The 14,488-nt window shown below is 72.5% G+C and carries 11 protein-coding genes and 1 riboswitch; of the genes, 3 read left to right on the forward strand and 8 right to left on the reverse strand.

Features of this window, described 5'->3' with window-relative positions; genetic code table 11:
- Nucleotides 1–115: 115 nt before the first annotated feature.
- Complete coding sequence (locus tag ABZV00_RS32310; protein ID WP_355613261.1) at nt 116–763, reverse strand: transglycosylase family protein; 648 nt, start codon at nt 761–763, stop codon at nt 116–118.
- A riboswitch (cyclic di-AMP (ydaO/yuaA leader) is annotated at nt 763–932 on the reverse strand. Its footprint overlaps the gene before it by 1 nt.
- A 261-nt stretch (nt 933–1,193) precedes the next feature.
- Nucleotides 1,194–3,110, reverse strand: coding sequence for a molecular chaperone HtpG (gene htpG, locus ABZV00_RS32315; RefSeq protein WP_355613263.1), 1,917 nt, complete (start codon nt 3,108–3,110; stop codon nt 1,194–1,196).
- A gap of 234 nt (nt 3,111–3,344) precedes the next feature.
- Between htpG and ABZV00_RS32320 the strand changes: the two genes are divergently transcribed.
- Nucleotides 3,345–4,043: an SDR family oxidoreductase gene (locus ABZV00_RS32320; protein ID WP_355613265.1), complete on the forward strand. Its 699-nt coding sequence runs from the start codon at nt 3,345–3,347 to the stop codon at nt 4,041–4,043.
- A 72-nt stretch (nt 4,044–4,115) separates the two neighbouring features.
- Here ABZV00_RS32320 and ABZV00_RS32325 read toward each other — a convergent pair whose 3' ends face one another.
- On the reverse strand, nt 4,116–5,873 hold the full coding sequence (locus ABZV00_RS32325; RefSeq protein ID WP_355613267.1) for a M28 family peptidase: 1,758 nt from the start codon (nt 5,871–5,873) through the stop codon (nt 4,116–4,118).
- 317 nt (nt 5,874–6,190) lie between these two features.
- Between ABZV00_RS32325 and ABZV00_RS32330 the strand changes: the two genes are divergently transcribed.
- On the forward strand, nt 6,191–9,082 hold the full coding sequence (locus ABZV00_RS32330; protein ID WP_355613269.1) for an ATP-binding protein: 2,892 nt from the start codon (nt 6,191–6,193) through the stop codon (nt 9,080–9,082).
- Between the two features lie 34 nt (nt 9,083–9,116).
- Here the strand turns inward: ABZV00_RS32330 and ABZV00_RS32335 are convergent, their stop codons facing one another.
- A complete protein-coding gene (locus tag ABZV00_RS32335) occupies nt 9,117–9,866 on the reverse strand; it encodes a hypothetical protein (RefSeq protein ID WP_355613271.1) in 750 nt (249 codons plus the stop codon).
- On the reverse strand, nt 9,863–10,366 hold the full coding sequence (locus ABZV00_RS32340; RefSeq protein ID WP_355613273.1) for a SigE family RNA polymerase sigma factor: 504 nt from the start codon (nt 10,364–10,366) through the stop codon (nt 9,863–9,865). The genes ABZV00_RS32335 and ABZV00_RS32340 overlap by 4 nt, the downstream gene beginning before the upstream one ends.
- A 138-nt stretch (nt 10,367–10,504) precedes the next feature.
- On the opposite strand from ABZV00_RS32340, the gene ABZV00_RS32345 reads away from it, so the two are divergent.
- A complete protein-coding gene (locus ABZV00_RS32345; protein WP_355613275.1) occupies nt 10,505–11,347 on the forward strand; it encodes a DUF3152 domain-containing protein in 843 nt (280 codons plus the stop codon).
- Nucleotides 11,348–11,360: 13 nt separating this feature from the next.
- Here ABZV00_RS32345 and ABZV00_RS32350 read toward each other — a convergent pair whose 3' ends face one another.
- From ABZV00_RS32350 to ABZV00_RS32360, 3 genes are all read right to left on the reverse strand, one after another.
- Nucleotides 11,361–11,999, reverse strand: coding sequence for a hypothetical protein (locus ABZV00_RS32350; RefSeq protein WP_355613277.1), 639 nt, complete (start codon nt 11,997–11,999; stop codon nt 11,361–11,363).
- Nucleotides 12,000–12,122: 123 nt separating this feature from the next.
- A complete protein-coding gene (locus tag ABZV00_RS32355) occupies nt 12,123–13,295 on the reverse strand; it encodes a snapalysin family zinc-dependent metalloprotease (protein ID WP_355613279.1) in 1,173 nt (390 codons plus the stop codon).
- 174 nt (nt 13,296–13,469) lie between these two features.
- Nucleotides 13,470–14,417, reverse strand: coding sequence for a DUF5937 family protein (locus ABZV00_RS32360; RefSeq protein WP_355613280.1), 948 nt, complete (start codon nt 14,415–14,417; stop codon nt 13,470–13,472).
- Nucleotides 14,418–14,488: the final 71 nt, after the last annotated feature.

Below are 14,488 nucleotides of genomic sequence, written 5' to 3' on the forward strand. Positions count from 1 at the left end.
GCCCCGGGGGGCCCCCCCCCGCGCCCCCCCCCCCCCCCCCCCGGGGCCCCCCCCCCCCCCCCCCCGGGGGGGGCCCCCCCCCCCCCCCGGCCGCCCCCCCCCGCGGGGTCGTGCGTCAGAGGCTGAGCCGTTGACCCGGGAAGATCAGACCCGGGTCGGCGCCGATCAGCTGCCGGTTGCCCTCGTACAGGGCCTGCCAGCCGCCGGCCACCCGGTGGGTCTGGGCGATCTCCGACAGGGTGTCGCCCGGCTTGACCAGGTACGTCTCGCCGCCCGTCGTCGGCGCGGTGCGCTGGTGGTTGCGGGTCGCCGGCTGCTCGCCGCGCGACGACCGCTCCTGCGGCTTGGTGGTCTTCGTCGACGACTTCCCGGTCGACTTCGTGGCGGAGCCGCCCGACGAGCCGCCCTTCTTGCCGCAGGTCGGCCAGGCACCGATGCCCTGCCCGTCGAGCACCTTCTCGGCGACGGCGATCTGCTCACCACGGCTGGCCAGGTCGGCGCGGGCGGCGTACTTCTTGCCGCCGTAACCGGCCCAGGTGCTCTGCGAGAACTGCAACCCGCCGTAGTAGCCGTTGCCGGTGTTGATGTGCCAGTTGCCGCTGGACTCGCACTGGGCGATCGCGTCCCAGTTGACCGCGGCCTGGGCCGGGGCTGCCGGCCCGAAAAGGGCGACGGCCCCGGTGACCGCGCCGACGGCCAGCGTGCCGACGGCGACGCGGCGGGTGGTGACCCGTCGGTGACGGGGCGTGTATTCAGATGTCATGTGAGCTTCCTCCACGCCGACGAGGTGAGCTGTCGGGTTCGGGCCGAGGAGCCCGGCCGCGCGGTGGCGGCTTCACCCCGAGGTGACGTGCACCGAGGAACCTGGGTCCCCCGCTCCTGCCTGGATGACTGGCCGGCCGACCGGCGGCAGGATTTGGCGTACCGGTGGCGGTGTCCGCATCGGCGAACCTGACCGACGTTAGGCACCGTCGGTGACGATCGCCCACCCCCTGTGAACTTCTTCACCGGGGCACGCGGGGCGGTCCACGCAGCGGTTGCGGGCGACCGGAGACTGTGCAGTGACCATCATGGACCGTTTCCGACCAGGTCGGTGTTCAAGCGACGTGGCGGAGCGTGGGTAGTGGCCACCGTGCGGCCCGGCCGGCGGAGCCCGTTGATCGGGCGGCCCGCCGGCCGGTCGCGTCTACCTGCTAGAGGGTGCGGGCCAGCCGGTCGGCGAGCGCACGGGTGAACCGGGCCGGGTCGGTCAGCTCGCCGCCCTCGGCGAGCACCGCCAAGCCGTACAGCAACTCGGCGGTCTCGGTCAGAGCAGCGGAGTCGCCGCCCTGCTCGTGCGCCTTGCGCAGCCCCGCGACCAGTGCGTGACCGGGATTGATCTCCAAGATCCGCTTCGTGGACGGGATCTCGTGTCCCATGGCCCGGTACATCTTCTCCAGGGTCGGGGTGAGATCGTGCGCGTCGCCGACGACGCAGGCCGGTGAGGTGGTCAGCCGGGACGACAGGCGGACCTCCCGGACGCTGTCGGCCAGCGTGGTGCCCAGCCAGTCGAGCAGCGCGGCGAACTCCTGTCGCTGCTGCTCGCGCTCGGCCTCGGCCTGCTGCTTCTCCTCGTCGGTGTCCAGGTCGACCTCGCCCTTGGCGATCGAGCGCAGCGGGCGGCCGTCGTACTCGCCGACCCGCTCGACCCACACCTCGTCGACCTGGTCGGTGAGCAGCAGCACCTCGTGGCCCTTGGCCCGGAACGCCTCCAGGTGCGGGGAGTTCTCGATGGTGGCCCGGGAGTCGCCGGTGGCGTACCAGATGTCGTTCTGGCCGTCCTTCATCCGTGCGACGTAGCCGGCCAGGTCGGTGGGCTCGGCCGGGTCGTGGGTGGAGGCCACCGACAGGATCTCCAGCAGGGTGTCGCGGTTGTCAGTGTCGTCGATCAGCCCTTCCTTGACCACCGCGCCGAACTCGGTCCAGAAGGTGCGGTAGCGCTCGGGGTGGTTGACCTTGAGGTCCCGGACGGTGGCGAGGACCTTGCGGACCAGCCGGCGGCGGACGATCTGGATCTGCCGGTCCTGCTGGAGGATCTCCCGGGAGATGTTCAGCGACAGGTCGTGCGCGTCGACCACACCCTTGACGAAGCGCAGGTAGGTGGGGACCAGCGCCTCGCAGTCGTCCATGATGAACACGCGCTTGACGTAGAGCTGGACGCCGCGGCGACCCTGCGGGGCGAACAGGTCCAGCGGGGCGTGGCTGGGCAGGAACAGCAGCGCCTCGTACTCGAAGGTGCCCTCGCCCTTCATGTGCACGACCTCGAGCGGGTCGGCCCAGTCGTGGCTGACGTGCTTGTAGAACTCGTGGTACTCGGCAGCGTCGACCTCGTCGCGGGACCGCGCCCAGAGCGCCTTCATCGAGTTGAGGGTCTGCACCTCGCTGGTGGCGTCCGCGCCGTCGGCGCCGGGCCGCTCGACGCTCATCCGGATCGGCCAGGCGATGAAGTCGGAGTACCGCTTCACGATCTCCCGGATGGTCCACTCGGCGGTGTAGTCGTGCAGGTTGTCCTCGGTGTCGGCCGGCTTGAGGTGCAGCGTCACCGTGGTGCCCTGCGGCGCCTCGTCGACCGTCTCGATCGAGTACGTGCCCTCGCCGGCGGACTCCCACCGGGTGCCGCCGGTCTCGCCGGCCTTGCGGGTCAGCAGGGTGACCCTGTCGGCGACCATGAACGCGGCGTAGAAGCCGACGCCGAACTGGCCGATCAGGTCCTGCGAGGCGCGGGCGTCGGCGGACTCGCGCAGCTGGCGCAGCAGCTCGGCGGTGCCGGACTTGGCGATCGTGCCGATCAGCCCGACCACCTCGTCGCGGGTCATCCCGATGCCGTTGTCGCGCACCGTCAGGGTGCGGGCGTCCCGATCGACCTCGATGGCGACGTGCAGGTCGTCGGTGTCGGCGGTGAGGTCCTTGTCGACCATCGTCGTCAGCCGCAGCTTGTCCAGCGCGTCGGACGCGTTCGAGATGAGTTCCCGCAGGAAGACGTCCTTGTTCGAATAGATCGAGTGGACCACCAGTTGGAGGAGCTGACGCGCCTCGGCCTGGAACTCCAACGTCTCGGCCTGGTTGCTCACACCGTCTCCCCTTTTCGGCTCATGCGGAGGTTCGCGGAAAGGATACGAGCCGTCACCGGCGGGGCCGTGCCCGCGTCCGAGTCGTATTCCCGATCCGGGCCGCGCCGGCCCGTGACATAGCTGACTTTGCTTAACCGAAGTCAGCTAGATACCGTCGGGTCGACCACAAGGCGGCCGAGCCTGACCACCCACCGTTCCGCCAGAACAGCGGGGCGCGACCCCTGGAGCAGTCCCATGAAGATCGCTGGAAGCACCGCCCTCGTCACCGGCGCCAACCGCGGCTTCGGCCGGCACCTGGCCGCCGAGCTCCTCTCCCGCGGCGCGACCGTCTACGCCGGCGCCCGCAACCCGGACAGCGTCGACCTGCCCGGCGTGACGCCGGTCCGGCTGGACATCACCGACCCCGCCTCGGTGGCCGCCGCCGCCGCGCTGGCCGGAGACGTGAACCTGCTGATCAACAACGCCGGTATCGAGACCGGAACCGACCTGCTGGAAGGCGACCTGGACCTCGTCCGGCTGGAGCTGGAGACCCACTACTTCGGCAACCTGTCGATGGTCCGGGCGTTCGCCCCGATCATCGCGGGCAACGGCGGCGGCACGATCCTCAACGTGCTCTCCGCACTGTCCTGGGTGAGCTTCCCGAGCGTCGGGGCGTACAGCGTCGCGAAGTCGGCCGAGTGGTCGATGACCAACGCGCTGCGCGTCCAGCTCGCCGAGCGGGGGGTTCGGGTCGCCGGCCTGCACGTCGGCTACATGGACACCGACATGGCCGCCGCGGTCACCGCCCCGAAGTCCGACCCGGCGCTGATCGCGCGGATCGGGGTGGACGGCATCGAGGCCGACGCGTACGAGATCGTGACCGACGAGACCAGCCGGCAGGTGCAGGCCGGGCTCGCCGGCGGGGTGGCCGCGCTCTACCCGCAGCTCCCCTGAGTACGACACCACGGCCGTGATCGGGCCGCCGCCGGCTTCCCGGCGGCGGCCCGTCTTCGGGTACGCGGAGCGTCAGCTCGCCTGCAACGTCACGTCGTCGATCACGAAGCTGGTCTGCAACGAGGAGTCCTCGGTGCCGGTGAACGTCAGCGTCACCGTCTGCCCGGCGTACGCGGCCACGTTGAACGTGCGCTGGACGTACCCGGTGGCGGCGTTGAGGTTCGAGTACGTCGCCAGCGTGGTCGAGCCCACCCGCACGGTGAGCCTGTCGTACGCCGTGGAGCCGGTGGTCTCGGCGGTGTCGATGTGCAGCCAGAACGACAGCGCGTAGCTGGCACAGCCGGCCGGGACGGTCACCGACTGGGACAGGGTTTCGGTACGGGTGCTGCCGTACCCGTTGAGCCACGCCTTGTACGACCCGGTCCGGGCCGGCTGGCTGCTGGAGTTGGTGATCACGCCAGAGGACGCGGTCCACGGCGTGGTGCCGCTCTCGAAGCCGCCGTTGCCGATCACCTGGCCGCCGGCGCAGCCACCAGTGCCGGTCACCGTCAGCGTGAGGCTGGCGCTGCGGGTGACCGAGCCGGTGCCGGTGACCGTGATGGTGAAGGTGCCGGTCGCCGCGCTGGCTGAGGCGGTCAGGGTCATCGTGGCCGAGCCGCCGGAGGTCACCGAGGACGGGCTGAAGGAGACGCTCACCCCGCTGGGCGCGCCGGAGGCCGAGAGGCTGACCGACTGCGCGGAGCCAGCGGTGGTGGCGGTGACCACCGTGGCGGTGGTGCTGGCGCCCCGGGCCACGGTGCGCGTGGTGGGGTTGACCGCGACGGAGAAGTCGTTGGTCGGGGTGCCCCCGCCCACGGCGAGCTGCCACAGCGCGTACGCGACGCCGTCCGCGGACCGGTTCAGCACGGTGGCGCTGACGTTGGCGGTGGTGTCGCAGGCCCGGTGGTAGCACGGGTCGTAGGCGGAGTTGGCGGTGCCGCCCCACTTGGCCGCCTGGGCGCTGGTCTTGCGGGCGCTGGCGCCCGCGGCGTAGCCCGAGGTGGGGATGCCGGCCTGCTGGAAGTAGTAGTCGTCGGAGCGGCCCTGACCCTCGACGTTCTCCTCCGGTTGCAGCCCCAGCGAGTCCCAGTACGCCTTCAGCGGCGCCGCCGTGGTGGAGGTGACCCGGTTGATGAAGTAGCCACCGTTGGTCGAGCCGACCATGTCGAAGTTGTAGTAGCCCTTGATGTAGCCCCGCTGGGTGGTGTTGAGCGAGTTGACGTAGAACCGGGAGCCGTTGAGCCCTTGCTCCTCGTCGGTCCACCAGGCGAACCGGACCTTCTTCGTCATGGTCGGGTTCTGCGCGGCCAGGACCAGCGCGTTCTCCAGCAGGCTGGCCGAGCCGGTGGCGTTGTCGTTGATGCCCGGGCCGGCCGAGACGCCGTCCAGGTGGGCGCCGAACATGACCACCTGGTCGGCCGGGCCGCCGGGCCACTCCGCGATCAGGTTGTTCGAGGGGTACGTGCAGCTGGAGCAGTACTGCTCGCTGACGGTGTAGCCGGCTGCCTGGAGTCTGGTCTTCACGTAGTTGACCGAGGCGGTGTAGCCGGCCGAGCCGGCCCGCCGGTTGCCGCCGTTACTGCTGGCGATGGAGCCGAACTGGGTCAGGTGCGCCTGGACGTTGGTGATGGAGATGTCCGGCGCCGCCAGGACGGCGGTGGGCGCGGCGATCGGCCGGGCCGCTGCCGTACCGGCGATGGGTGACGCGGTCGCCGGCTGGGCGGCCAGCGTCACCGCCATCCCGGTGAACACGGCGAGCGCGATTCCCGCGCTCAGCGTTCTGCCTCTCATGGGGGCTCCTCGGGGGTTGGAGAGATAACCGAGACACTTACAGATATCAATATCTTCGGCATCAGTCGTTCGTCCGGAACCCCCACCGGTTCGGCGACATCCGCCGCACTGCCCAGTGGGCCGTCGGACGACACGGCGGGACCGGAATATCCCGTTTGACCGCCACCGCTCCGTGCGCTGAGCGCACGCCGGCCCGGCGGCCGCAACGGCGGGGTGCCGGCGTCGGCACAGGTGAGGCGAGGTGCCAGGATGGGTGGATAACAGCAGCAGGGGTCGTCGGGCCCGGAACGGGGGCTGGCGATGGGACCTGGTCGAGCGTGACACAACCCACCACGGACCTGTTCGGCGGCGGCAGCGAAGCCGGCCGATTGATGGCGGAGCTGGACTGGTCCCGCACCCCACTCGGCCCGGTGACCGGCTGGCCGCAGAGCCTGCGGGCCGCGGTGCGGTTGGTGCTCTCCTCCCGCTACCCGATGCTGCTGCTCTGGGGTGACCGCTTCTCTCAGCTCTACAACGACGCGTACTCCGCGCTGATCGGCGACAAGCATCCGGCCGCCCTCGGCGACGACGTACGGGTGACCATGGCCGAGGGCTGGGACGTGCTCGCTCCGCTGATCCAGCAGGCCATGGCGACCGGGGTGGCCAGCTGGGTCCCCGCCCTGCAGCTGCTGCTGGATCGCTCCGGCTACCGCGAGGAGGCGTACTTCAGCGTCTCGCACGCCCCGGCCCGCGACGATGAGGGCCGCACGGCCGGCGTGCTGACCGTCTGCAGCGAGGTCACCGAGCAGGTGGTCGGCGAACGGCGACTGCGACTGCTGCGCGACCTGTCCGTACGCGGCGACGGGCGCACCGTCGACGTGGACGCCACCTGCGCCCGGCTGATCGACGCGATCGACGGCCACCCGCTGGACGTGCCGTTCGCCGCTATCTACCTGCGCGACGGTGCGGTGCTGCGGCGGACCGCCTGCGCGGGCGGCGGCCCGGGCCACGCCGCCGTGGTGGGCGCCCTACCGGCGGCCGTCGAGCTGACCGACCCGGCCCCGACCACCCACGCCTGGGGGCTGCCGGCCGCCGCCGCGGGTCGCTCCACCGAGGTGACCGCCGTCGCCGACCGGCTGGCGCTGCCGGCCGGCCCGTGGGACGACCCGGTCCGCACCGCATTGGCGCTCCCGCTGCCCTCGGCCGACGAGGCCCAGCCGCTCGGCGTCCTCCTGGTCGGCGTCAGCCCCAGCCGCCGGCTGGACGAGGCGTACCGCTCCTTCTACCAACTGCTGGCCCAGCAGGTCTCGGTGGCGCTGCGCAACGCGCGGGCGTACGAGGAGGAGCGGCGCCGCGCCGAGACGCTGGCCGAGCTGGACCGGGCGAAGACCGACTTCTTCACCAACGTCAGTCACGAGTTCCGGACCCCGCTGACCCTCATGCTCGGGCCGCTGGCCGACGCGCTCGCCGACGGCGCCGCGCCACTGGCACCGGTGCAGCGGGAGCGGGTGGAGACCGCCTGGCGTAACGCCACCCGACTGTTGACCCTGGTCAACAGCCTGCTCACCTTCTCGGCCCTGGAGGCCGGGCGGGCCGGCAGCGACGCCCGGGTCATCGATCTCGCCGCCCTCACCGCCGAGCTGGCCGGTGTCTTCCGGGCCGCTGTCGAACGGGCCGGTCTGACCCTGGAGGTCGACTGCCCGCCGCTGCGCCAACCGGTCACGGTGGACCCGGTCAACTGGGAACGCATCGTCACCAACCTGATGTCCAACGCCCTGAAGTACACGTTCATCGGTCGCATCCGGGTGAGCCTGGAGGCCGACGACGAGGAGGTGCGGCTCAGCGTCACGGACACCGGCATCGGCATCGCCGAGCCGGAGCTGCCGAGGCTCTTCGAGCGCTTCCACCGGGTGCGGGGCACCCTCTCGCGCAGCCACGAGGGCACCGGCATCGGCCTGGCCCTGGTGCACGAGCTGGCCCGACTGGAGGGTGGCGAGGTCCGGGTGACCAGCCGGGTGGGCTTCGGCAGCACCTTCACCGTTGCGCTGCCCTGGTCGGCGGCACGCCGCACGTCAGTTCCCGGACCAGCGCCCGACGGTCGGGGCGACGCGGCCCGAGCCGCCGTCCACGAGGCGATGACCTGGCTGGCCGATCCGGCGGGCAGCGATGCGGAGCCCGCTTTGGCGTCCGGGCCGGCCGGGGACGAGCTGACCGGTGCGCGGATCCTGGTCGCCGACGACAACAGCGACATGCGGGCGTACCTGAGCCGGCTGCTCACCGGCCAGGGCTGGCGGGTCCGGGCCGTCACCGACGGCCGGCAAGCCCTCGACGCGATCCACCGCGAGCCCCCGGACCTGGTCCTGACCGACGTGATGATGCCGGTGCTGGACGGCTTCGACCTGGTCCGCCAGCTACGCGCTGACCCGGCGACCCAGGCGCTGCCGGTGCTGGTGCTCTCCGCGCGGGCCGGCTGGGAGGCCAGCGTGGCGGGCCTGAACCTGGGCGCCGACGACTACCTGGTGAAGCCCTTCGCCGCGGCCGAGCTGATCGCCCGGGTCCGGGCCGCCATCCGCGGTGCGCGCGCTCGCACGGCACCACCAACCGACGCGGGCCGGGCGGACGCCGACGACACCCGGCCGGCAGTCGACACCACACCGACGCCGACGCGATCCACCGCCGTCGTGTCGGCTCCGGCGGCCCTCGGGCCGGCCGAACCCTTGCCAACTCAGCTGGGCGGCGGGATGGCGGGCGACCCGGCCGACACCCACGCCCGGGGCGCCGCCACGGAACCGGTCGGCGACGCCTCCCTGGGGATGGCTCCGGCCCACCGGGACGGGCCGGACGGTGATGCCGTGGACGTCGGATGGACGTACCCCTCCACGGCCACGTCGGCTGCGGCGATGCGCCGCGACGTCCGGCTGGTGCTGGCCGACCTGGACGTCGACCCGGACGTGCTGGAGGATCTGCTGGTCGCCGCCTCTGAGGCGGTGAACAACGCCGTCGAGCACGCGCAGCGGCCCAGTCGGCCGGAGGTGCGGGTCGGGGTCGAGGTGGCCGCCGGCCTGGTCCGGATCTCGGTGCGCGACTTCGGCACCTGGCGGGATCGCCGGCCGGCGATGGACCGGGGACGGGGCGCGCTGCTGATGAACGCCTACGGCGACGTGCGGCTGGTCTCCACCGGCGAGGGGACGACGGTCACCATCGAACGCCGGCTGGACGACCCGGCCTGAGCCGCCCGCCACCCGCGCCCGCCGAGCAGCGGGGTCACAGCCGGCGGTTGCTGCCATCTCGGGCCACGATGCCGTCCAGCCGATCCCCGGGAGTCAGATCGGACGGGTCAAACCAGAAGATCACCACCTTCTGGTCTCTGCTCCATTTGGCCAGCCGGGCGGCGACCTGCCGGCCGTCCACGGTGCCAATGATCCGCTGGGCCGGGCCGACGAAGTAACCGAAGGTGGGCACCGGCGCGGCCGAGCCTCGCTCGCCGTAGCCGATCTGATGGAACCCGGGACTGCGGTCGGCCCCCTCCACGTCGTTGACCAGCAGGTCCGTGGTCAGCCTGCCGTCCGGGGCACGACGGCCGGCGGCCAGTCCGATGGCCACCCCGGGCTGGCCGGGCACCGACACCTGGACGAGGTAGTACACCCGCTGGTCGGCGCCGTGCCGGATCCCGCTGTCAACGACCTGGCCGAGCGGCGACACGGTGCGCTCCGCCTCGGTCGGCGGCGTGGGCCAGGGCGTGCTCCGCGTCGTCGAGGGACCGCCGGCCGACGGCGCGGGGACGGCGGCGACCGGCGGCGGACGCTCGACCGTCGGCGGGTCGCCCGGTCGGACGCCGACCACCAGCACGACGACGGCGGCCAGCCCGACCGCCAGTGTCGCCGCCCCGGCCCCGGCGACCCGGCGACGGATCCGCAACCGCCGCCCCTCGCGCATGACGGAGGACAGGTCGAGGGTGGCTCCGGGGCGCTCGGTCGCCCGCATGGCGTGACGGAGCCGCTCCAGCTCGCTCATCGGCACGCCTCCTGACTGTCGGCCACTTGCGGCCCGGTGGCGCGCAGTTTCTCCAGCGCCCGCGAGCTGGTGCTCTTGACCGTGCCGACCGAGATGGCGAGTTCCCGGGCCACCTGCGCCTCCGGAAGGTCGAAGTAGTAGCGCAACACGACGATGGCCCGCTCACGGGGGCTGAGCGCGCCGAGGACGGCGGTCAACCAGCGCCGGGTGGCGACCTCGTCGGCCACGTCGTCCCGCCGCTGCTCCGGGACCTCGTCGGTCGGGTACTCCCGGATCGGGCGCCGCCACCCGTCCACCAGGTGGTTGACCAGGATGCGGCGGGCGTACCCGTAGGCGTCGTCGTCGCGGACCCGGGACCACGACGCGTAGGTGCGGACCAGGGCGGTCTGCGCGGCGTCCTCGGCCTGGTGGTGGTCGCCGGTCATCAGGAACGCGGCGTGCACCAGCCGCGCGGACGCCGCCCGCGCGAACTCGACGAACTCCGCGTCACCCCGCGCCACGCCGAACCCTCCCCCATGCCACACCGTTACGGACGGGCGAGGGCCACGAAAGGTTGAGTCTCCGAGAGATCAACTTTTCGGCCAGGTCACCCGTCTCCTCTCCCGCAGCGCCACCGACCGGCGCGCGAGGGGAGAGACATGTCGACGAAGGCTACCCGCCGGAGGCACAAGGCCTGCGCGGCGTCGCTGCTGGTGGCGCTGCTCACCGGCTGCGGCCTGCCGGCGTCCGGGCGGCCCGCGGCCGGCCCTGCCACGCCCGACCCGACCCACGGTGGGCAACCGCCCGCGGCGGGACAGGCCACGACCGGGCGACCGGCGGGAGCCGCCGGGAGCGCCGGTGTCGCGCCCGCGCCGGCCGTCGCGATCAGCTATCCCGCTACCGGCGGCAACCGCTGGTCGGCGGCACCTGCGGAGACGACGCCGGGGGGCGGCGACAGCGGCCGGCTGTTGCGGTACCGGGTCCTCGTGGAGCGCGACATCCGTGGCCTACCGGTCACCGACGTCGCCGCGTCGGTCTCCGCGACGCTGAACGACCCACGCGGGTGGACGGCCGGTGGGGCCTGGCGCCTGCGCCGCGTCGGCGCCGGCGCACCGGTCGACTTCACCATCTACCTGGCGACCCCCGGTACCCGCGACGCGTTGTGCCAGGACGTTCCGGACGGCTACACCTCCTGCCGCAACGGCGACCGGGTGGTGCTCAACGTGGCACGCTGGGTCAAGGCGGTGCCGGGCTACGGCGCCGGCCTGGCCAGCTACCGGCAGTACATGGTCAACCACGAGGTCGGGCACCGGCTCGGCCGGGGTCACGAGCGGTGCCCCGAGCGGGGCCGGCCGGCGCCGGTGATGCAGCAGCAGACGCTGGGGTTACACGGATGCGTGGCCAACGCCTGGCCGTACCCGCGCGGGGTTCACTACAGCGGGCCGATCGGGGCGTACCACGACGAGATCCCGCCGCGCGAGGGCGCCCGGCCGGCTCGCTGAGCCCCCACCACCCTCAGGGTCGGCGGCCGCGATCCTGATCGAGCCGCTCGTCCAGCCGGCCCAGTTCGTAGATGGCGTTGAGGTTGGTCGGCAGCCGGCTGATGTTGTCCGGCACCGGGCCGGGATCCAGCGTGGGAGCCGGCGTCAGGGCCGGTGCCGAAGCGCTGGCGACGGCCGGGGTGCCAGCGGTGCGGCGGCGAAGCAGGAGCATCAACGCCAGCACCACGAGGACACCCGCGACCAGGAAGTAGTACGCGGGCACCAGCGGCCAGCCGCCCCTGGTCGGGGAGGCGAGCGTCGGCGGGGCGACCGGGGCGGCGCCCTCACCGTTCGGCAGCGGCACCGCGGCCGCCCGGTCGCCCCGACCGCCGGAGGTGCGGTCGGGTGCCCCGGGTGGCCGGGACCCGGCCGACGACCCGGCGGGCGTGGGGGCCGGGGCGGGCACCGCCGGGACCGACGGGTCGGCGGCCGGCGGCGGGCTCGGCGTGGGTCTGGGCGTCGGCGACGAACTCGGGGTGCTGCTGCCGCCGAGCAGGTCGTCGACGATCTTCCCGACGCCACCGAGGAGTCCACTGACCGGGCCGGGGGTGGCCGAGGGCGACGGCGTGGGCGTCAGGGCGAGGGTCAGCATGAGCGCGACGACGGCAGGCATGGGTCCACCTCGGATGGGTCGATGTGCCAGGCACGGTACCGCAGCGCGTGACGCGTGGGTGACCCGACGTCGCAGGGCGGAGGACGTGTGTCGCGCGTCCTCCGCCCGAAGTGTCCGAACTGGTCAGACGAGCAGCCCCCCGACCTGAGTGTTGATCCAGGACCGGATGGACGGCAGGTCCACGTAGATGGACGGGCCGGTCGCGCAGGTGGAGTTGTTGTTGCCGGCGCGGCTGGTCGCGCCGATCACGTTCCACGCCCCGTTGACCCGGCGCACCTGCGGACCACCGGAGTCGCCGTAGCAGGCGCCGGAGGTGTTGTTGGTGCAGATCTCGTACGGGCCGTTGATGCCGGAGCACCGACTGTCGGCCACGATGGACGTGTCCAGCTCGTTGGCCACCGCCGGGGCAGACCCGCAGCCCGGGCGAGCGCAGGTCTGGCCCCAGCCGATGATCCGGGTGGCGGTGCCGACCGCGCTGGAGGTGGTGGGGATCGGAGCCGGCGCGTAGCTGACCGAGCTGGCCAGTTGCAGCAGCTTGACGTCGACGCTCGGGTGGTTGACCGCGCGGGTCACCCGGACCACGGTCCCGCCGCTGGTGCGGTTGACGCTGCCCACCCGGACCGAGGACGGCGTCGAGCAGTGCTTGGCGGTGACCGCCCAGTTGGCCTTGATCAGCGTTCCGGTGCAGCCGGAGACGTACACCATGAACGGGTAGTTCTCGGTGGCCGGCCGGCCGCCGACCACGGTCGGCCCGATGTCCGAAGCGCCACTCCAGGTGTACGTCGTGCTGGCCGGCGGGGCCAGGGTGCCGGCGAACAGCGAGTTCACCCGGGACGCCTCAGCCGTGCTGGGGTTCGCGTTGCGGCAGGAGACCGGGGCGCTGCTGCCGGACATCAGGTCGGAGCAGAGGCCGGTGCGCCGGTCGGGCAGGCCCAGGATGTGGCCGAGCTCGTGGGCGGCGATCCGGTTGCGGTCGTAGCCCTGGTTGACGGCCGTGCGGCCCATCCAGATTCGGCCCGAGCCGAGGCCGGTCGGTTGCGCCCGGGGCCAGCCGTCGTCGACGTAGATGGTGATGCTGGCCGGGGTGCCGGGCTGGAGCCGGACGGTGCTGACCCGGCTGTTCCAGATCTGCGCCGCCTGGTCGAAGTTGGTGCGGAACTCGCCGGTCCGGCTCGCGTCGTAGTAGACGGTCCGTACGGCGGCAGCCGGTGCGCCGGTGGTGAGCTGCACCCCGGCTGCCGCCAGGGTCGCCACCAGCACGGCCAGCGCCGTACGCAGCAGTTGTCGTCGGAACATCACGCACTCCCCTGCGGTCGTCCGGCGACCACCGGCCGCCGGTCATCGATGCAGGTCGATGTTAAAGCGACAGCGGTCGATGTACGGCATAGCGGAACCGTCATACCGCTTCCGCGCGAGCGCCGTGACTGAGGGCGGGCCGGTCGAGGAACACGACGGTCACGCCACTGCGGGTCAGGGGGCGTCCGCGCCGCTGGCGGCGATCAGCGTCTCGGCCGCGGTCGTACGGGCGTAGAGCACGAAGCGTCCCGCCCGGTGGGCACCCACCAGGCCGGCGTCGCGCAGCGCGCTGAGGTGCTGCGACACGGTGCCCTGCGTGAGCCCGCAGCGATCGGCCAGCTCCAGGGTCGAGGTTGGCACCGCCAACTCGTGCAGCAGCGTGGCGCGCGTTCGACCCAGCACCCGCGCCAGACCCCGCCCGCGCGGGACCGGATCCCGCTCCCAGAGGGTCGCCACCGCCCGAGCGGGATAGCGCAGCACCGGCTGCCCCGGCGAGCCGAAGTTGGACCAGACCCGGGGGCCGGTGAAGATCGACGGGACGAGCAGCAGGCCCCGCCCGTCGAGTCGCACCGAGCCGGCCAGGACGATGTGATCCACCCGCAGCGTGTCGGCCTCCAGTCGGACGTACGGGTCGAGGTGGTTGAGCAGGCCGTGCACCCCGTCGGTAGCCATTCGCTGCGCGCCGAGCAGTACCTCGCGTTCCAGCAGGGTGCGCATCCGGGGCCAGTAGGGCGCGATGGCCACGTCGGCGTACCTCCGGATCACCTCGGCCAGCCGGGTCAGCTCGACGACCGGATCGGTGTGGAGCGCGGCCAGCCGTGGCGAACGGGGGCCGGTCAGCGCGTCGAGACCTGCCCGCACCGCCTCGGGTGGGCTGGCGACGAGAGTGGCGAGTTCCACGTCGAGGGTGGGCTGCGAGGTGGTCGGGGGCGGGCAGACGAAGGGCGGAATGACCAGTGTCGGTATCTGCACCAGGTCGGCGAGGAGCCGCCAGTCCAGCCCGGCCAGGCGGGGTCGGACCCGCTCGGACCAGGGCAGGTGCTCCGGGAACAGGTGCGGCTGCTTGATGACCTGGACGCTGGCGATCACCTCCCACAGTGACGACACCGCGAACCGGGTCATCGCCAGATCCCGCGCTTCCAGCCCCACCAGCATCATTTGGTGCCCCCCGACAGATTCGGCGAGGATCAAAT

The sequence above is a fragment of the Micromonospora sp. NPDC005173 genome, assembly GCF_040608515.1.
In the GTDB taxonomy this organism is placed as follows: domain Bacteria; phylum Actinomycetota; class Actinomycetes; order Mycobacteriales; family Micromonosporaceae; genus Micromonospora.